Below are 19909 nucleotides of genomic sequence, written 5' to 3' on the forward strand. Positions count from 1 at the left end.
CCTCGGTCATAGAAACATCTTGATGTCAGATAGAACTACATAGGAATAATCCATTTTGTTTTATTTCATAAAAAGAAGAGATCCTTTTGTAAAATAAAACAAATGAACGTGAGATTTCAGCCCATCTGCTGTAAACGGACTTATAATCAAAACAAACGCTCTTTAGAAGCCCGACTTACAAAACGGGTATGGAAAACTGCATGTATTTGTGGGAAGGACGGTGATGGTGTGGGGGAAACGACGCTGCATATTCAGATGAGAGACATGCTGAAACGTCCGGTGTTCCGCAAGGCTGAGGTGCTCGCCAGTGAACGGGCCTTGGAGCGATACGTGCGCTGGGTGCACATCATGGAGGTTACCGAAGTAGGCAATTTGCTGAATGGCGGGGAATTGGTGCTAACGACTGGCATTGGCTGGCAGGAGGATGAAAAGCAGGGTCTGTCTTTCCTGCGGCAGTTAATTGCTCGCGGAGCTGCGGGACTGTGTATCGAACTGGGGGCTCACACCAAGTCCCAGCTTGGACCCATGAAGGAGCTTGCAGCCGAAGAGGATTTCCCACTGATCTGGTTCCATGAACAAGTACGTTATATAGATATTACACAGGACCTGCATTTCGCCCTGATTCGCAGCCACCAGCGTATGCTTGCCGAGCTCGATAGCCTCACCACCTCGTTCAACCAACTTCTTTTGAATGGAGACGGTGTACAACCACTGCTCCGACTATTGTCTCGCACAACGGGTTACCCTGTAGCGTTATATCCACTGGATGGGGAAGCAAGTGCCGTTCCCTACTGCCCTCCAGCCCAATTGGAGATTCGTCGGCAGGCGTGGTTGACACGTCGTGGTCATTCGGCCGATGCAGATCATTTGGGAGATCATTTCGTGCAGAGGAATCACTCGGTGCATTCACTGGATGCACTCACCCTGCCTGTTCAGGCGCTTGATTATGTATTTGCCGATCTGGTGCTGATGCTCGATAAGCTGCCGGATCACGATCAGGAGCTGCATAACAGACCTTCTGATGAGTTCATCATCCAGGCACTGGAACGTTGTGCAGCCGCCATTGCTCAGGACTGGATGCGCACCAAATACATGGAGGAAAAACGACGCTACAAGGAAGATATGTGGGTCATTGACTGGCTTAACGGACATCATTCTGCAAAAGAAATTCATGAATATGTATCTGCTGCCAATGCCCAGCTTGCTTCTGGAAAAGGTACTGTCATTTTGTTCGATAGCAATCCCGGCTATACTGACAGTCTCAAGCTGCAGAAACTGCTGATTCAACGCAACATCGTTGCCCGTTCCGTGTTCTCGCGGGAAGGATTCGCCCTGTACAGCACGGTTCTAAACCACCAGATCATTCTGATTATTGTTGACCCATTGCCTGGATCTCAGCGAAAAAGCAGTCTTTGGCGCTGCATTGAACAGTTGCAGCAGCATGAACAGGAACAGACCCATCGCCTCTTCTCGGGTCTGTTCGGCATCGGTCACAGCTGTGCTGATCTATCACGTCTGAAAGACAGCCTTGAGGCAGCCAAGGATACCCTGCGCATACAGAAGGACATCGGTGTGATGCAGCAGCCCTTTTACAGCAATCTTCACTGTTATCGCATTATAGCCAGCATGAAGCAGAGCGGCAGTCTGGATGACTTCATTGAAGAATATCTCGGGCCAGTCATTCGTTATGATGCCGAAAAAGGCGGCCAGTTGTTGCGTACGCTTAAACAATATTTTATTCTGTGCTGCTCCAAGCAGGAGACGGCCACGGCTTTGTTTATCGTCCGACAGACGTTATATCACAGATTGCACAAAATTGAGACACTCCTGGGTGATGACTATACCCTCCCCGAGAAACGCGTCGCCATCGAACTGGCCATCTATGCATATGAATACGTTCATGGACCACTCGCGTGACCTTCTACGCTCCTTTTTGCTCCTGAAGCTGCCTGATCAGGATATGACTGAACCACTTCCGCCCAGATGCCGTACCCACATATTGCTCCTGCTTCTCTCCGGGAAGGTCGGGGTGCCCCCACACGACATGAGCACCCTCCAGATGTTCCCGAACGGCATAAATACGATAACCCTGCGCCACCATTCGTTCAATCGCTATCTTTTCCGCTTCAAATACATCATGGTCCGACATCAGCTTCACCCTCCATTCACTGCCGTCACAGGCTGTTTTACAGGTAATGGTACACCAGCATCATATTTGTCACGCTTCACATATCGACCCGCGCCTGCCACTCCGGCAAACTGCCGGTCCCGAATCACATATTCCCCGCGGCACAGCACTGTCACCGGACATCCCTGAATCTGCATGCCTTCAAAGGCGCTATAGTCCACATTCATATGGTGGGTAGCTGCCGAAATCACCCTTGAGATCGATGGGTCAAAAATGACGATATCCGCATCTGTCCCCACAGCAAGCGTTCCTTTCTGCGGAAATAAACCAAATAGCTTGCTTGCCCGTGTAGAGCATAAATCCACCCACTGATTCAGCGAAATCCGACCCTTCATTACCCCTTCGGAATATAAAATGCTCAGCCGATCCTCAATGACAGGTCCGCCATTTGGAATTTTGCTGAAATCTTCCCGCCCCAGATCCTTCTGTCCCTTGAAGTTAAATGAACAATGATCCGAGCCAATGGTCTGCAATTGACCGTTCTTGAGTGCATTCCACAGCACTTCCTGATGATGGACTTCACGCAGCGGTGGAGACCAGACATACTTTGCGCCTTCAAAATCAGGTTGATCCATCTTCGATAGATCCAGAGTTAAGTATTGCGGGCAGGTCTCGCCCCAGATTCGATAACCCATGTCTCGCATACGCGCGATCTGTTCCACGGCCTCGGCACAGGTCACGTGCACCACATAGAGCTGTGAATCGGCAAGTGCTGCCAATCGGGCCGCACGTCCTGTAGCCTCACCCTCCAGAATGGATGGTCGGGTAAGCGCATGGTGGATCGGTTCTGTTCTCCCATCCGCCAGGGCCTGCCGGACCAGCAGATCAATAACATCGCCGTTCTCGGCATGTACCATGACGAGTGCGCCGTACTCTTTGGCCTTTTGCAGCGTCTGAAAGAGAATGCCGTCATCGGCCTGGAACTGATTTTTATAAGCCATGAACACCTTGAAGGAAGACACACCCTCTTCTTCAATGATCTGTGGCAGTTCCTCCAGCACCTGATCATTCATCTCGCCAATCATCAAATGAAACCCGTAATCAATGGCGGCTTTGCCCTCGGCTTTGGCATGCCATTCCTGAAGGGATTCCAGCAAAGGTCGGCCTTTTTGCGTCAAACAGAAATCAATGACCGTCGTTGTGCCACCGAAGGCAGCAGCTGCGGTACCCGTTGCAAAATCATCCGCCGTCACTGTTCCGCCGAACGGCATATCCAGATGAGTATGCGGATCAATCCCGCCAGGGATGACATAACAGCCGGACGCATCCACAACCTCCGTTCGTTCATCCGGCACAAGTCCCATGCCAATCTGCACAATCTTTCCATTTTCAATGTAGATATCCGCTTCAAACGTATCCGACGCCGCGACCAACATTCCATTACGAATCAATTTGCGGGTACTCATGATATCGCCTCCTTGGTGGATTGATCTCTGGCCGATTGCAGCAGGGCAATCGCAGACTGACGGTCATTCCAGGTTAACGGTTCCTGTTTATGTGCGATCTCTACCATCTCAATTGCGCCGTCCACCGGACAGACAATCGAGCACAGATTACATCCGACGCAATCTTCCTCAACGACCTCCAGATACGAGCCAGAGGGGTCAGACAACATATCAATACATTGATGTGAGGTGTCTTCGCAGGCGATATGGCATTTGTTGCAATTGATGCAGACATCGCGGTTGATGCGGGCTACCACTTTGTAATTCAAATCGAGATTGCCCCAATCGGAATAACGCGGAACCGTTTGGCCAATCAATTCAGATACACTTCCCAGACCTTTCTCATCCAGATAGTCGTTCAAGCCATCGATCATCTCCTCCACGATACGAAAGCCATGATGCATAGCTGCGGTGCATACCTGAACCCCCGTCGCACCCATAAGTAAAAACTCTGCAGTATCCCGCCAATCGGATATGCCTCCGATACCGGAGATGGGCACCCCAACTGCCGGATTGCGCGCACACTCGGCAACCATGTTCAGGGCAATCGGCTTCACAGCCGGACCGCAGTAGCCGCCATGCGCCCCTTTGCCACCTACATGAGGCACAGTATTCCAGGAATCGAGATCCACACCCGCCAGGGAGTTGATCGTATTAATCAGAGAAATCGCATCCGCACCGCCACGTACGGCCGCCCGGGCAGTCGCCGTAATATCGGTGATATTAGGCGTTAGCTTTACAATGACAGGTGTGGTTGCCACTTCCTTCACCCACATCGTCTGTAATTCAACCAGATCCGGTTGCTGACCAGACGCTGCTCCCATACCACGCTCGGCCATGCCGTGCGGACATCCAAAGTTCAGCTCCAGCCCGTCTACGCCGACAGCTTCGACTTTCTTCACAATCTCATGCCACTTCTCCCGTTTCGGTTCAACCATGAGTGAAGCAACCACTGCCCGATCCGGGAAACGCCTTTTGGTCTCGGCAATTTCCCGCAGATTCACCTCGAGTGGACGGTCGGATATTAACTCAATATTGTTAAAACCCGCGACGCGCTGCCCACCAAAATGAACGGCTGCAAAACGCGAAGAGGTATTAATGATCGGCTCGCCCAACGTCTTCCAGACGGCACCACCCCAGCCTGCTTCAAAGGCGCGCTGAACCTGATATCCGGTATTGGTCGGCGGCGCAGAGGCCAGCCAGAATGGATTGGGCGATCGAATACCTGCCAGATTAATGGATAAGTCAGCCATAACGATCCCTCCTTGGTGTGGTTTGAACTCACAATGGTGTTTGTTTGAACTTCACAAGATAGACTGGAATCTCACGTATTGCTCAGGAATTCTGCGTAGTAATGGTGTTTCTGGATAGCACCTAAATTCTAACGAACCGCAGACCTCTTATTTGACTCATATGTGGTGAATTCAAAATCTAAGGAATCGTAGAAGTCTTATATTGCTGTAATAACTCATTTCGGCTTTATTCCAACGGTTTTTTATCAAAATAGGACGTGTGAGATTCATTAGATTTTTCAATCCTTCATCATCGCCACTATAAGATGTGTGGAGTTCGTCAGCGCGTCAGAAACACGAGAATTTGATGCACACCCACACCTCTTGCTTAGCTTTATTCCACTGTCACTCCCGCTGTCCCCTTGCGCTCTCCCACCCGTACTCTCTCCTTGCACCCTTTCATTGCACGCTTTCCGTGCAATCTCCACTTTCCCTTGTCTCCCTCGCTGCTCAAGCCGTCTCTTCCGCCTGTCCGGGCAACGCCTTCATCACCGATGCAGCCGCCAGCTTGCCTTGTTGAGCTGCGGAGACCACCATCGCTTCGCCCTGCCCCTGTCCGAAGATAACATCGCCTGCCGCATAGATCTGCGGGTGTGAGGTGCGGTACGTCTGTGGTTCCACCTCAACAACGCCCCAGTGATGACGCAGGCCAAATGCCTCAATTAATGGCAGCGAACGGTTCTGTCCAATGGCTCGAACAACGGTATCACATTCAAGCATGAACTCCGATCCCTCAACCGGCACAGGCAGCGCTCGACCACCTCCCGGTGGAGTAACCAGCTTCATTTTCACACATTCTATCGCCTGGACTCGCCCATTCTCGTCTCCAATAATGCGCTTCGGCATGGTGAACCAGCGAAATTCCACACCTTCCTGCTTCGCAAATGTATATTCAAAGGCATAAGCTGTCATCTGGCTCTCCCCGCGTCGATAAAGCATCTGCACACGCTCGGCCCCCAGACGTACCGAACAGGTCGCTGCATCCACCGCCGTATTGCCTGCACCAATAATGGCAACCTTCAGACCGTTCAGCGCCGGAGGCACACCCTGCTTCGTGGATTCCACCAGCTCAATGGCATCATAGACGCCCTCCAGCGTCTCTCCTTCAATGCCAAGCATCGGAACAGCGCCCATCCCGCAGGCTAAAATAACGGCCTCGTGCTGCTCCAATAACTCTTCAGCGGACACATCCACCCCAATACGCACACCATAACGAATCTGTACACCAAGTGCCTCCACCTGCTCTACTTCCCATAGCGCAACTGATTCAGGCAGACGGAAGGATACGATGCCATACGTATTCAGCCCTCCACCTTTCGATTTGGCTTCATAAATTGTCACCTCATACCCTGCACGCCCCAACTCTCTAGCCGCAGACAATCCCGCAGGCCCCGCCCCTACAACTGCAACACTTCTTCCATTGGCAGGCGCTGCCTTGAATAACGGCTCATTCTTCGTCCGTGCCCAGTCTGTTGCATATCGCTGCAAATCACCGATCCGAATCGGCTTGGATGACTCGTTCAGTACACAAGCGCCTTCACACAGTTCCTCTGTCGGGCAAACCCTTGCACAGCTAGCACCTACCGGGTTGGCTTCCATAATGGTCCGAGCCGAACCTTTGAGGTGACCCGTCGAGATTTTTTTGATAAACGAAGGAATATTAATGTCGGTTGGACACGCCTTGATACAGGGTGCATCATAACAGTACAGACAGCGGTTCGATTCCTCCATCGCCTCCTTGCCCGACATTGCAGGCTTCATTTCAGCAAAACGACTCTCCCATCCGTAATCGGACAACGTTGCTCCTGGGCTGTTCATCATGTCTTACACCTCCAAGGTTGATCTCTGTTTTTTCTTTCGCCGCCGAATAAAAGTTAACGATTGATTCACACAGGACTGCATGGCAGAACTAACTTCCGATCAACCGCTTTTATCCCCAGATTTTTTATCTCAGATCATAGCTACAAGTTAACGAGATGTTCGTAGGTCTCAGGCCGTCGATCCCGGTAAAATTGCCATACATTGCGCACTTCCCGAATCAACTCCGTATCCATCTCGCCAATGATGACCTCATCCTGATCCCTGCTGCCCATGGCCACCATCCTGCCTCGCGGGTCCACCAGATACGACTGACCATAAAATTCACCCATATTCCATGGCGATTCCACGCCCACGCGGTTGATGGCAGCCACATAATAGCCGTTAGCTACCGCATGGGCAGGCTGCTCCAGCTTCCACAAATATTCCGATGTTCCGGCTACCGTTGCGGAAGGGTTGAATACAATCTCCGCACCCGCCAGCCCGAGCAGCCTTGCTCCTTCCGGAAAATGACGATCATAACAGATGTACACACCCACTCTGGCGTAGGCTGTATCAAATACCGGGTACCCCAGGTTGCCAGGTCTGAAATAATATTTTTCCCAGAACCCATTCGTGCCTTCGCCCGCTTCCACATGCGGAATATGATGTTTGCGGTATTTCCCTAGGTAGGAGCCGTCCGCATCAATAACAGCAGCCGTATTGTAATACGAAGCGATGCCTTCCACCTCGTATACAGGCAAAATGATCACCACGCCGAGCTCCTTCGCGAGCCCCTGAAAACGCCTGGTTGTCGGTCCTTCCGGCACCTGCTCGGCAGATGCATACCACTTGGGGCTCTGCTCCGTGCAGAAGTAAGGCCCGTAGAACACTTCCTGCAAGCCAATAATCTGCGCTCCCCGAGCAGCCGCTTCACGTACCAGCGCAATGTGTTTCTGAATGGCGGCCTCCTTATGCACTTCAACTGATGCCGAGCCATCCACCTCGTGTGAAGCCTGAATCATTCCGATGCTGATTTTGCCCATAATGTCACATCGCCTCCTCTAAGAAACTGTCCGCTGTCCGTTTATATGAAAATCACCATCATCTTATATGACTGTAAAACCCCACCGAATATGATTGGATTTGAAATATCAATCGGATGGTTACCAACGAAATGAACTTCCATCGTCCTCCCTCCTGGTATGTTCCCCTCGTTACTCACCGGTTTCCGGGCTGCACATCTGCCTGATCGTGCGGTACAGCACTTCTGTACCGAGAGCAATGTCCTCGGGCGAAGAATACTCACTTGGATGGTGGCTAATTCCATCCTTGCTGCGAACAAAGATCATGCCATAGTCACACACGTAAGAAAGGGCAAGTGCATCATGGAACGGACCACTCATCAGCTCTGGTAAAGGCAGGCCGATTTCTTCGGCAGAAGAGCGAATGGCATTCTTGATTCGTTCTGCACAATATCGCGGCTCGCTGTTGGTATCTTCGGTCAAGGAGTAGGTCAGGCCGTATTCCGAGCTAACGTCTTCCAAGAGGCTCATTAACCTTCCTTCAAGCCGATTTCTGCGCTCCATCTCCATATCTCGCAAATCAACCGTAAAGCTGACCTGCTCAGGAATGATGTTGCGTGAGTCCGGGAAGACACTGAGGCTCCCCACGGTCCCTACTGTCGGAGCTTCCGGATCTTCTCTGACCATATCGTCAAAAGCCGCAATGACCTTGGCGCTGCCCACCAGCGCATCATGCCGCATCCCCATCGGTACGGACCCGGCATGCCCTGCCATGCCTTTCATGGTCACCGTGAGCCACAGCGGGCCCGAGATGCCAGTCACCAGACCTACCGGAGCGTCCAGCGATTCGAGCACAGGTCCTTGCTCAATATGCAGCTCCAGATAACTGCCAATAGAGCCAGCCGGATAGATCGCTTCAGCAAATTGTTCTGGTGCACAGCCAAAGGCCTGCAATGCCTCTCGTCGAGTCACCCCATTTTTGTCCTCCCGTTCCAATTCTCCCTCTTCCAGCTGTCCGGTTATGCCACGTGAGCCAAATAATCCTTTGTTGAAACGCGATCCCTCTTCATCACAAAAAGCAATGACTTCAATCGGCATCCGTGGGCGAATGCCTTGTTCCATCAGACACTGAACAGCTTCCAGCGCACCAAGGACGCCGATGGCCCCATCATACCGACCGCCATACGGCTGGGAATCGATATGCGAACCGATCATGAGGATCGGCAAGGACGAATCTGTACCTTCAAGGCGACCAATCAGATTGCCAAACGGATCAAGGCGAGTCACAAGTCCGGCCTCTTCCATCCAGAGACGAACCTGGATAATGCCCTCCATGTCTTCCGGGGTTAAGGCTAGTCGACAGACACCCGTCTCCACAATTCGGCCAATACGGGACAACTGTTCAATTCGATCATCCAGACGCAGCTGATTAATGATTTTTCCAGTGGTGGTCTGCATCCTCCCTCGCCTCCTTACGCCTATTCAAAAGCACGATATAAATGAAGATCTCACTAGATTAGCGCGTCTCCTTCATCACTATCCAGCATCCAGACTGCGTAGTGCAGCCAGCAAACTGCCAGCGATCAGGTCCAATTCTTCCTCGGTGGTGACAAACGGCGGTGAAATGGTCAAAATATTCGCAAATCCCGGCACCGTATCGCCGTTCTTGCCAATCAGGATGCCGTCCTTTTTGCAGCTTGCCAGCACGTTCATGACCTTATCCGCATGAGCAGGCGAGCCATCGGCTTCAATCAGCTCCACCCCGCAGGCGAAGCCAAATGTGCGGATATCACCAACCACCGACAGCTCCAGCAAGGGCTCCAGCTTATCCCGAAGCAGGTATCCAAGTTCATCAGCACGGCTGACCAGATTCTCTCGTTCCAGAATTTCGAGGTTGGTCAGTGCCACGCGGCAGGAGACTGGGTTGCCCCCGAACGTATTCACATGACGAAAATGTGAATCGGGTCCGGGTTCTCTGAACGTGTCATACAGATCTGCTCGAACGGCTGTCGCCGATAGTGGAGCGTACGCACTCGTCATGCCCTTTGCCATCGTGACGATATCGGGCTGCACCCCGTAATTCTGATGACCGAATTTTTGCCCAGAGCGGCCAAACCCGCAGATGACCTCATCCACAATCAACAGCACGCCATAGCGCTGACAAATCTCCTGCACGGTGCGCATGTAATCCGGAGGCGGGACAATCATGCCGCCCCCTGTAATGACCGGTTCCATAATGACCGCAGCTACCGTCTCCGGCCCTTCCCAGCGAATAACCTCTTCATAGATGGTGGCGCATTCCAATCCGCATCCATCCTTGTTTCGTCCAAATGGACAACGGTAGCAATAAGGAGGCGGTACATGAGTGAAGCCTACGCCCAGCGGCTCGTATTTGATTTTGCGGGCGGCTTGCCCCGTGGCGCCCAGTGCGCCCATGGAGTTGCCGTGATAGGCGCGGTGACGGGAGATGAATTTGTGACGGGTGGGCTCACCATTCTGGTGATGAAACTGACGGGCTATTTTGAACGCCACTTCATTGGCATCCGAACCTGAATTGGAGAAGAAAATGCGATATTCCCCCTCCAGCCAGTCGTTCAGCTTCTCTGCCAGCAGAATCGCCGGCTCATGACTCTGGGTCATGGGTACGTACGCGAGAGCTTTCATCTGCTCATAGGCACTCTGGGCAATTTCCTCGCGTCCATGCCCGACGTTCACACACCACAGTCCCGACATCGCATCCAGATACCGTGTGCCATCCTGATCCGTGATCCAGCTGCCCTCCCCGCTTACGGCAATCATCGGATGATCGTTATGAGGCGAGATGTGATGCCACACATATTTGCGATCCTTCTCCAGCCACTCTTCCTTCGTACCACCAAACGGCTGGGGTTGCTGATCCACTGAGTTCATTCGTCATCCTCCTCTCCAAGCTGAACCTATAGACTTTATAATTGAACACTTCGATTGCAGTACCCTATTCCGAACGCTCCACGCTTATTTAGTTCGTCACATCCTTCACGGCTTCTTCATAGATGCTTTTCTCCAGTGCTTCGTCCAGATTAGCGGCTTTCTTGATCAGGCCATACTTCAGGGCTATATCCGCAGTCCGGGTAAACGATTCATCCACGAAACTGCCCACTTGTTTCTCCGTAAATCCCTCCGGGCGAATCAGCTTCGCAATCTCTTCGAGCATGGTCACCTGATGTTCGCGGGTCGTGCTGCCGTCCGTTACGTTCTTCATCACGATATCCACCGTTTCATTCTGATTGTCGATAGCGTAGTTCCAGCCTTTCAGAACGGCACGGGTCACTTTCACCGCGAGCTCTTTATTACTGTCCACCCAATCCTTCTTCGCGATCAGCGTATCCTCCAGCATGCCTACCCCGGCATCCTCAATGTTGAATACATCCAGATCGGACTCCTTCGTCCCACTTTCCAGTACCACGTGATATTCGTTATAAATCGTCGCCGTGGCAACATCCACCTGATCGTTGAAGAACTGATCCATCGTGAAGCCCTGCTTCACCAGTTCAATATCCTTCTTGGGATCAAGGCCGTTCTTCTCCATAAAAGCGAGAACCTGAAACTGCTGGCTACCAAACCATGTGCTCACTTTCTTGCCTTTCATCTGGGCTGGATCGGTAATCCCTGCGGACTTCTTGGCAATCAATCGATAACTGCTCTTCTGCGAAATCTGGGCGAGGGAGACCAGCGGAAGACCGTTATCCCGGCTGACCAGCAAACTGTCCACCCCGGTAATGCCCACATCGGCTGCGCCGTTGACCACCTGCTGTTCAATCACGATATCCGGGCCACCCGGAATGATCTCGGCATCAATTCCTTCATCTGCAAACAAACCTTTCTCCTTGGCGGCGTATATCCCGGCAAACTGAGCCTGCGGTACCCATTTGAGCTGAATTTTCACTTTGGTTAAGGCCTGATCTGCCCCTCCCGCACCCTCCGAGCTGGCAGCAGCAGGGATGGCGGACGGCTCTGATTTTGCGGAGCATGCGCCCAACATCGCAACGACCAACAGTACCAACACCAGAAAACCCGGTTTTAACGTTTTGTACATATACAGAACAACCCCCTGTTTATATAAGGATCTTCATCAGGTACTGTGAAGCCTGCTTCACGAGTCAATCGATCTGTGGAAGGTTGGCACCTTGATGAGCTTTACGAATCTGTATGTGCACGATTCCACGGGGTCAGCCGTTTCTCGGCCAGAACGACGGCTTCATACAACACAATGCCGAGCACGGCGGCGATCACAATACAGGACCAGGCAAGTGGCATGTTGGCCAGTCGGATCTGATCCGAGAGCAAGTATCCCAGCCCTTGGGAAGCGATGAAAAATTCACCCACAATGGCGCCAATAATGCTGGTCGACATATTAATTTTCAGACCTGCGAAGAGGGAAGGCAGTGCATGAGGCCAGCGCAGCTTCACAAAAACCTGCATCCTGCTGGCGGCAAGACCACCCATCAGATCACTGTATTGTGGCTGAATCGAGGTCAATCCCTTGAATAAACTCACAGCCATGGCAGCCATCGTAATTACAGCCACGACAGCAATACGGGACCAGATACCATCTCCAAACCAGTTGTTCATAATCGGGGCCAGCGCAACAATCGGAACGGCGTTCAGAGCTGACATCACGGCAACCGCCGCCCTGCCACTCGTCGGGAAGAAGGATGCACCCGCAGCCGCCAAGGCTCCCAACAAGGAGCCGAGCAGAAAGCCACCCAACATCTCGGTTCCACTATACATCGCGTATCGGAAGAGCATTTCTGCATTTTCTCTGATGGACGCTGCAATCGCAGTTGGCACAGGCAATTGGTAACTTTCAAGCGAGAATAATTGATGGAACAACCGAAGCTGCCACAGGGTGAGAAATAAGGCTCCGGCAAGCCAGGGCAGCAGACGCAGGCCAATTGATCTTTTGCGAACGCTGCTGCCCAGCCGTCTCTGTCCGGCTTGTCCCTGTTGTCCATGGATATCCAAGCCTGAAGCAGTCGGCACCCTAACCGAATCCACGATAGATTCCCCCATGGAGGCCGTGCCAGAGACAGCGACCGTCGCACCCTCCTCACCTTTGCGGCTTACCATCACACGTTCATGCATCATGCAGCTCGCCCTCCCTTGGCCCTGAATTCGGGTTGCCATGGGGTTAGCCAGCGCTCAGCAAGGCTGATGGCAAGATACGAGATAAGTCCAATGCCAATGCTGAGCATGATGGTTGCCCAGAACATGCCGACTTGGGCACTCCCGTAATATAAGGAACTGACCATCAGTACACCAAGTCCATCCGGGGCTCCCATCAGCTCCACCACAATGGAGGAAGTGACTGCAAGTGGAGCAGCTATTTTCATACCCGAAAACAGACCCGGTAGCGCAGAAGGCAGCAGACATTTGATATAACGTGCAGGCAGGGAAGCTCCACAGGAACGCATAAGCTCCAGATGCTCCGGCGCTGCACTTTTTAATCCTTTGAGTGTGTGGATGATAATCGGGAAGAACGTAACGTAAGCCGCCATTATAATTCGGGCCCACTCGGCATTATGGATAATGCCATAGACAATGGGCGCAAGACCGATTACGGGCACCATCTGGGAAGAGATGACATACGGAGATAAGGTACGCTCTACCCAAACCGCCACACTCATGAGCAGGGCCAGCAGCAGACCCAACACGGTTCCACCGGCAAAACCAATTGCTGCATTCCCAAACGTTACGGCCCCCTGTTCAGCCAATGTGCCTGAGTAACGAAACAGGGCTGCGAGAACCTCGTGCAGATAAGGAAGACGGGACGCTGCCTGCTGGGGTGACATGAACAAGTGGAGAATCCAGGCGATACCTTCCCACAGCAGCAATACGGACAAAATCCAGATCACTACCCAGGAGCGAAAACCCAGCTTATTGGTGTGCAGGAACATGGATTGGATCACGCTCCTCATAGAAACAATTGCGGATGGTAGTCATCATGCGGTAAAAGGCTTCGGTTTCCCTCAGCTCTCGATCCCGCTTGGCTGGCAGGTTGACGGAATGAATGGAGTGCACCTGACCGGGGTGTGCGGAGAGGACGATGATGCGGTCAGATAGAAATACGGCCTCGGGGATACTGTGTGTAACGAACAGGAATGTCTTGCCTGTAGATCGCTTAATATCAAGCAGTTCCAGTTGCAGCTTCTCCTTCGTGAATTCATCCAGTGCGGAGAAAGGTTCATCCATAAGCAGCAATGGCGGATCAAGCGCGAGTGCACGTGCAATGGAAACACGCTGCTGCATGCCTCCACTGAGCTGCCACGGATAATGATCAGCGAAGCGGGTCAGCCCGACCATTTCAAGCAGTTCACCACTCATGCGGCGGCTCTCCTTCCGGCTTGTGCCGAGCAGCTCCAGGGGAAGCTCCACATTGTGGCGTACCGTGCGCCAATCGAATAACGCTGGAGTTTGGAACACAATACCGAACTGGCGCTGCAACCGCGCCCGCTCCGGTTCTTCCCCGGCAACCCGGATGCTGCCTGTCGTTGGCTGGAGCAAATCGGCTACGAGTCGCAGCAATGTGGACTTTCCACAACCCGAGGGGCCAAGCAGAGAGACAAATTCATTCGAATGGATTTGAAATGAAACGTCGGACAGAGCCGTAACTTGTTGTGCTCCACTGCCAAATACAACGGACACGTGATCCAGCTCAATATGGCAGGTGTCGGGGACGATGATAGAGGACATGGGCATTCTCCTTTTCGCGGGAAGCTCGCAATCTTTTCACACCAAGGCTGAATGGAAGGTTTATATACACGAACGTAACAGGTTTTGCTTGTTAGGTAATACTATATATCTTTGGGCGGGGATTACATTATACAGACTGTTTTGAGTATGGGCCTGTTCATGTTACACAGTGTAAAATGATACCGATTCTCAGTCCTAAGCATGTTAATTTTCGTGTATGTTATCTTACATCTGCTTCACTCCCGCAAAACTCTTGTCATATTCAATAAAGGCGCATAATCATTTGTATTTATTGAATAAATATTCGGAAAATATGACATATACCCTCGTATTCTTGTTGATTTTCTTGTATAAACATTGATAACAGCATTTTGCAAAATGCTCATATAGAAGGACGTGAAATCTCGCCCCGATACGGTGTCTGGTTCTGGGATCATGAAGGCGGTGTCATTGATTCCCTTCCACCACCCATAGTGGCTGGATAATCGCGTTTCCGAACAGTCTCGCAAAGGATTTTCAAAATCAGAAATCGGGGTGGTCCGTATGTTTGATTGGCTGGGATGGAGAAAAGGGTGGCCGCTGTGGCGGTCGTATCGGTTGAATGCAAATATGAAGCAAGACGTAGAGGAAATCTTTGAGGGCATCGCCGAGACCCGGCGGCAGCTTTTGATGGATTGGGCTGAGGAGCAGTGGAATCATCTGGATCGATTGCTTCAGCAGGTACGAGCTGTTCATCCGCAAGGTATGTTGCAAGGTACGGAAGATGTACACGGATTGGAGGTATGGTTCACAGCAAGTTATGCACGCGCTACGGATAGTACTGAGCTTTTTATGCTGAACGAGCAAAACCAGGTTGTATTTTCTACATATAAGAAACATATTGGACAAGTCTACGAAGATGGAAATGCTTTGATCGGGCCAGGACTGAGATATACCCAAGCGGATATCAACGGACAAAAGTGCCTGTTTGGACCTTATTCTGATCCGCTCACACTAGAAATTGGACCACGTTCTTCCACGTTTCACGATGATGTAACCTTGACGTTTATCGTACCGATCATGGAAAACGGCCGTTACATCGGTTCCCTGTGCAGTCGTGTGCCTAATGATGTATTGGGCGATCTGATCCAGCGTGAATCAGGCCACATCTACCCTGATTCGGGGGATAATTATCTTTTTATGGCTGAATCAAAACTGCGGCCCACGCTTCAACCCGGGACTGCCCTGTCCCGCAGCCGCTTCGAGGATCATACATTCACCCATGGGGAGAATCTGAAAGACGGCGTAACCACCGCATGGGGCGTTGTATCTGTTAAAGAACATACCGAATTGGAACTGATGTTTACCGATCCTTCCACCAACGAACTTCATCCTGGTGTAGCGAATACCATTCGCAATGGCTCCAATCTGTTTGTGGCTTTTCCGGGTTATTCGGACTATCGTCATATTTCAGTTATTGGTAAAGGCATCACATTCCAGCTTCCCCACTGTCCGGATCTGTGGGGCATGATGTGTGAAGGCGATCTGGAGGAAGTATATCGTATACGCAGCATTGGCTGGCGCCAATTCAAGCAGCACAGCTTATACATCCTGTTGTCAGGCATTGCAGGAGCGGCAATTGTATATGCGCTGACTGGAAGTGCATGGAGCGCAGCAGCCATCGCTGCCTTTAATATCATCTATGGATTTCTGACCGCAAACCAGCTGCAACGGAAACATGTTCAACGGGTCCATGAGGATTTGCGCCGCATTAGCCGATTTATTCGAATTAACGCAGAAGGCAAGGGCGATCTGACCCAGCGTCTGGATACGTCGGCTTTTGCCCAGGATGAATCAGGTGAACTGGCGAAATGGATCAACAATATGATTGACTCTCTGGAAGGAATTATGCTCAAAGTACAGCTTGCCACCGTGGATGTGATGAACAACCAGCACCAAATGCGGACGTCAACGGAAACTACACAGGGAACAACCGAACGTGTAAATCTCAAACTTGGCTCCATGATTCAGGGGATACGCAAGCAGCTTGAGGACCTGGATCAGGCCAAAGTAGCCGCCGACGAAATGCGCCTCACCCTTCAGCAGCTTGAAGTGTCTGCCACCGAGCAGATTGACGTTGCCCGTCAGGAAGTGGAGCGTATCGGAGACAAAATGACCCAGATCTCGGGAGCCGTGTCCGACACTAACCATACGATTTTATCCTTTATGGCGACCATGCAGGACATCTACCGCGCACTTGCTGTCATTGATGAAATTTCGGCACAGACTAATCTGCTCGCACTGAATGCTTCCATTGAAGCAGCTCATGTTGGCGAACATGGACGTGGATTTGCCGTCGTTGCTGGTGAGATCCGCAAACTTGCCGAATTATCCCGTTCCTCCACGGAAGATATTCATCAGATTCTGGATAATATCTCTGTAGCGGCAGGAGCAGCCTCGCAATCCATCAAGGAAGGCGATCAGGTGCTGGCTGAAGGCACCATGCTTGTTCAGGCTGCTTCGCAGTTACTGCAAAGTGCGACGGCTGAAGAACCCCAAAGAACACAGGTTGTAGATCAGGTCGTGGTATTGATGGAGAATATCGCTGCCATCAGCCACAAAAATCGTTCCACGTCTTCGGAGGTGGAAGCCGAGATGGTCGAGCTTATTAACGACATGCTGCACGTTCAGCATTCATCGCACAATGTCGAAGCCATCACGGTCTTCTTGCAGCAGCTTGTGGGACAATTCCAACTGACCCATCCCGATAAAAACGTAATTAACTGACGTCATCATTGACGCGGATTGGAGAAATAGCTAAAATTTGATGCAACTGTTCGTTTAGACATTGTCGGTTCATTTCATATAGAAGCTTTCCAATCTGAATCAATGAAAGGGTGGTCTGCATGGAAATGCTCCAGGATTCTTTTGGCAGAATACATGACTATATCCGTATTTCTGTTACGGACCGCTGTAATTTACGTTGTGTGTACTGTATGCCTGAAGAAGGCATGGAATTTGCCCCGCATGACCAAATTATGAGCTACGAGGAAATTGCCCAGGTGCTCAAAGTGTTGGCTCCAATGGGAATGCGCAAAGTCCGTCTGACCGGAGGCGAGCCTCTGGTACGGAAAGATCTGCATCAACTCGTAAGTATGATCTCGGCCATTGACGGGATTGAAGATATTGCGTTAACTACCAATGCATTGTTGCTGGACAAACAGGCTCAGGCCCTGAAGGACGCCGGACTGAACCGGATTAACATCAGTCTGGATTCGCTGCAGGCGAGCCGTTTCTCCATGATTACTCGCGGAGGCGATGTAAACAAGGTGCTGAAAGGCATTGAAGCCGCCACGGCAGTTGGACTTGCTCCGATCAAGCTGAATGTCGTCTTAATGAAGGGCATCAATGATGATGAGATTAAGGATTTCATTGCCATGACCATAGATCAGCCACTGCATGTGCGCTTCATTGAATATATGCCGATTGGGCAGGCTTCAGATTCATGGCGCAAATCGTATTTGCCGCTGGAAGCAGTCACGGATGTATGTGCGGAGGCTGGCTGGACGGTAGAAAATACGGCAGGTCCGGCAGGAAATGGCCCATCTCGAAACATGAAGATTGCCGGTTCACAAGGGACCTTCGGATTGATCCATCCGGTCAGTGATCACTTCTGTGACAACTGCAACCGTCTCCGCCTGACAGCAGATGGGCACATCAAAGCTTGTCTGTACTGGTCGGATGAATACAACGTTCGCCGCTTCGTAGATGATCCCGATGCTATGGCAGCTCTCTTCCTCAAAGCGCTTGGCACCAAACCGAAGAATCATGAAATGGCGCTTGCCCTGGAGCAGAAAATGCAAAGTCATACACCGACGGTACGACGCATGTCCCAGATTGGCGGATAGGCAAGCGTGATCTTGCGGGTACCTGCTCATCGTTTAAATGCATCAGAGCAGGCAGATATAAAGAATATAAAATTTCGATTTACTTCATGATTGTAACAATCATTGTTGTACAAAAAGCTGCTGAGGACGTTCTGTCTTCAGCAGCTTTTTGGGATCAGAAAAAATCTGGGGATAACAGCGATCGGAAGGTTGTTCTGTCATCGGAAAATAAAATTAATCTGCCATTTGTCCTCTTTAGGCCTTCAAGAATCACGCAATTCTGACGATGAATATACAATACATCACGATCATACGCACACATATATAGGAGTTGATCCAATTGAATATTGTTGAAGCACTTGTTGCAGCAAGCCCGTATTTTAAAATCATGCTCAAGGAAAATGATTTGATGATTGCTGTTACCGATATGGAGCAGTTCCGGTATTACGTACGGAGCGAAGATCTTGATTTGGGTATCAAGGCCGGAGATCCGATCTCACTCGAAGATCCTACACTACGCCGGGCACTTATCCATGGTGAGACTTCAGCCAATCGTATTGAAGCGCATCATTACGGGACTCCCATTAACTCTGCGGCTACCCCGCTTCGCGATGAAGCAGGCCAGATCGTAGGCGCATTGGCCATTGGATTTTCGCTCAAAAACGAGGAAAAACTGGGGCACTTCACCGAATTGATCGGGGAAATCAGCGGTAAGTTAACCGATATGGTTCAGACCGTAGCGGCTCAATCCCAGCAACTGACCGCTTCATCTTCACAGATTTTGGACAACACACGGATGGCGGTGCAAAATTCCAGTGAAGTCACCAAGGTCGCTTCATTCATTCGTGAAATTTCGGAGCAGACGAACCTGCTGGGTCTGAATGCTGCCATTGAGGCAGCTCGAGCAGGAGAAGCAGGCGCTGGCTTTGGCGTTGTTGCTACCGAAGTACGCAAATTATCCACCGGAACCAAAGAAGCCACAGTGAACATTGAACGCTCCTTGAAGGAAGTACAGCATTCCATTCGTCAGATGGAACAGGAGATTACATCCATCGCCCAATCCAGCAACCAGCAGGCCGAACTCGTCACCGAGTTCAGCGAGGTGATTGATCAACTGAACAACGCATCCCAGGATCTCAAAGCTTTTATTGAATCCATGCTATTGAAGGCAGAATAAGATAGAATACTCATTTGGCGCATTAAGTATAAGGCCAGCATACGACCATGAGGGTGTCCCATAAGTCATGAATATGACGGGGGACATCCTCTTTTAGTGTTATTTTGTTTTAATGAACCTGACACACGCTATTCGCTCCCATTGGCCAAGATCTAAGATCTAACGAATCACAGAGACGTTATTTCGTCGATTCACTTGATTTTTTAAGTTTTGACAACCTGTTATGACGAAATAGCGTTACGGAGGTTCGTTAAATTTCGCAACCGTTGATGATCTGGCTTTTAAGGTGTGATAGGTTCGTTGCTATGAACGTTTTTGTCAAGCCCATCACAAAAAGCTGCTTTTCCCCGAAGCCCTAAGCGCGGGAGTCCATATGCGAGCGACGGT

15 protein-coding genes are annotated in these 19909 nt (G+C 51.0%); 4 read left to right on the forward strand and 11 right to left on the reverse strand.

Going from position 1 to position 19909, the window contains the following annotated elements:
* The first annotated feature begins 228 nt into the window (after positions 1-228).
* Entirely contained in the window at positions 229-1917 is a 1689-nt protein-coding gene (locus BMW94_RS29310) for a PucR family transcriptional regulator (RefSeq protein ID WP_254790411.1), read from the forward strand.
* A 4-nt stretch (positions 1918-1921) separates the two neighbouring features.
* On the opposite strand, the gene BMW94_RS29315 is transcribed toward BMW94_RS29310, so the two are convergent.
* From BMW94_RS29315 to BMW94_RS29370, 11 genes are all read right to left on the reverse strand, one after another.
* The gene (locus tag BMW94_RS29315; RefSeq protein ID WP_091002140.1) at positions 1922-2149 is read right to left on the reverse strand and encodes a hypothetical protein; all 228 of its coding nucleotides are present in this window, start codon (positions 2147-2149) and stop codon (positions 1922-1924) included.
* A 5-nt stretch (positions 2150-2154) separates the two neighbouring features.
* Positions 2155-3594, reverse strand: coding sequence for a dihydropyrimidinase (gene hydA, locus BMW94_RS29320; protein WP_091002141.1), 1440 nt, complete (start codon positions 3592-3594; stop codon positions 2155-2157).
* Positions 3591-4886: an NAD-dependent dihydropyrimidine dehydrogenase subunit PreA gene (gene preA, locus BMW94_RS29325; protein WP_091002142.1), complete on the reverse strand. Its 1296-nt coding sequence runs from the start codon at positions 4884-4886 to the stop codon at positions 3591-3593. Before preA ends, hydA begins: the two co-directional genes overlap by 4 nt.
* Positions 4887-5375: 489 nt before the next feature.
* Entirely contained in the window at positions 5376-6746 is a 1371-nt protein-coding gene (locus tag BMW94_RS29335; RefSeq protein ID WP_254790412.1) for an NAD(P)-dependent oxidoreductase, read from the reverse strand.
* Between the two features lie 140 nt (positions 6747-6886).
* Positions 6887-7768, reverse strand: a complete 882-nt coding sequence (locus BMW94_RS29340; RefSeq protein WP_175480884.1) for a nitrilase-related carbon-nitrogen hydrolase — start codon at positions 7766-7768, stop codon at positions 6887-6889.
* Between the two features lie 171 nt (positions 7769-7939).
* Positions 7940-9205, reverse strand: a complete 1266-nt coding sequence (locus BMW94_RS29345; RefSeq protein WP_091002145.1) for a M20 family metallo-hydrolase — start codon at positions 9203-9205, stop codon at positions 7940-7942.
* Between the two features lie 78 nt (positions 9206-9283).
* The gene (locus tag BMW94_RS29350) at positions 9284-10657 is read right to left on the reverse strand and encodes an aspartate aminotransferase family protein (RefSeq protein ID WP_091002146.1); all 1374 of its coding nucleotides are present in this window, start codon (positions 10655-10657) and stop codon (positions 9284-9286) included.
* 88 nt (positions 10658-10745) lie between these two features.
* Positions 10746-11822 carry an ABC transporter substrate-binding protein gene (locus BMW94_RS29355; protein ID WP_091002147.1) on the reverse strand — a complete coding sequence of 359 codons (1077 nt, stop codon included), beginning with the start codon at positions 11820-11822 and terminating at the stop codon, positions 10746-10748.
* A gap of 101 nt (positions 11823-11923) precedes the next feature.
* Positions 11924-12874: an ABC transporter permease gene (locus tag BMW94_RS29360; RefSeq protein WP_254790413.1), complete on the reverse strand. Its 951-nt coding sequence runs from the start codon at positions 12872-12874 to the stop codon at positions 11924-11926.
* The gene (locus BMW94_RS29365) at positions 12871-13695 is read right to left on the reverse strand and encodes an ABC transporter permease (RefSeq protein WP_368086961.1); all 825 of its coding nucleotides are present in this window, start codon (positions 13693-13695) and stop codon (positions 12871-12873) included. The genes BMW94_RS29360 and BMW94_RS29365 overlap by 4 nt, the downstream gene beginning before the upstream one ends.
* Positions 13664-14479 (reverse strand): ABC transporter ATP-binding protein, encoded by an 816-nt coding sequence (locus BMW94_RS29370; RefSeq protein WP_254790414.1) that lies wholly within the window; start codon positions 14477-14479, stop codon positions 13664-13666. Before BMW94_RS29370 ends, BMW94_RS29365 begins: the two co-directional genes overlap by 32 nt.
* 543 nt (positions 14480-15022) lie before the next feature.
* Here BMW94_RS29370 and BMW94_RS29375 point away from each other — a divergent pair.
* The 3 genes from BMW94_RS29375 to BMW94_RS31205 all read left to right on the forward strand — a co-directional run bounded on the left by BMW94_RS29375 (position 15023) and on the right by BMW94_RS31205 (position 19522).
* The gene (locus tag BMW94_RS29375) at positions 15023-17245 is read left to right on the forward strand and encodes a methyl-accepting chemotaxis protein (protein WP_091002150.1); all 2223 of its coding nucleotides are present in this window, start codon (positions 15023-15025) and stop codon (positions 17243-17245) included.
* A 119-nt stretch (positions 17246-17364) separates the two neighbouring features.
* On the forward strand, positions 17365-18366 hold the full coding sequence (gene moaA / locus BMW94_RS29380; protein ID WP_091002151.1) for a GTP 3',8-cyclase MoaA: 1002 nt from the start codon (positions 17365-17367) through the stop codon (positions 18364-18366).
* Between the two features lie 319 nt (positions 18367-18685).
* Entirely contained in the window at positions 18686-19522 is an 837-nt protein-coding gene (locus BMW94_RS31205; RefSeq protein ID WP_076287553.1) for a methyl-accepting chemotaxis protein, read from the forward strand.
* Positions 19523-19909 lie beyond the last annotated feature (387 nt).

Source organism: Paenibacillus sp. OK003 (genome assembly GCF_900109515.1).
GTDB lineage: Bacteria > Bacillota > Bacilli > Paenibacillales > Paenibacillaceae > Paenibacillus > Paenibacillus marchantiae.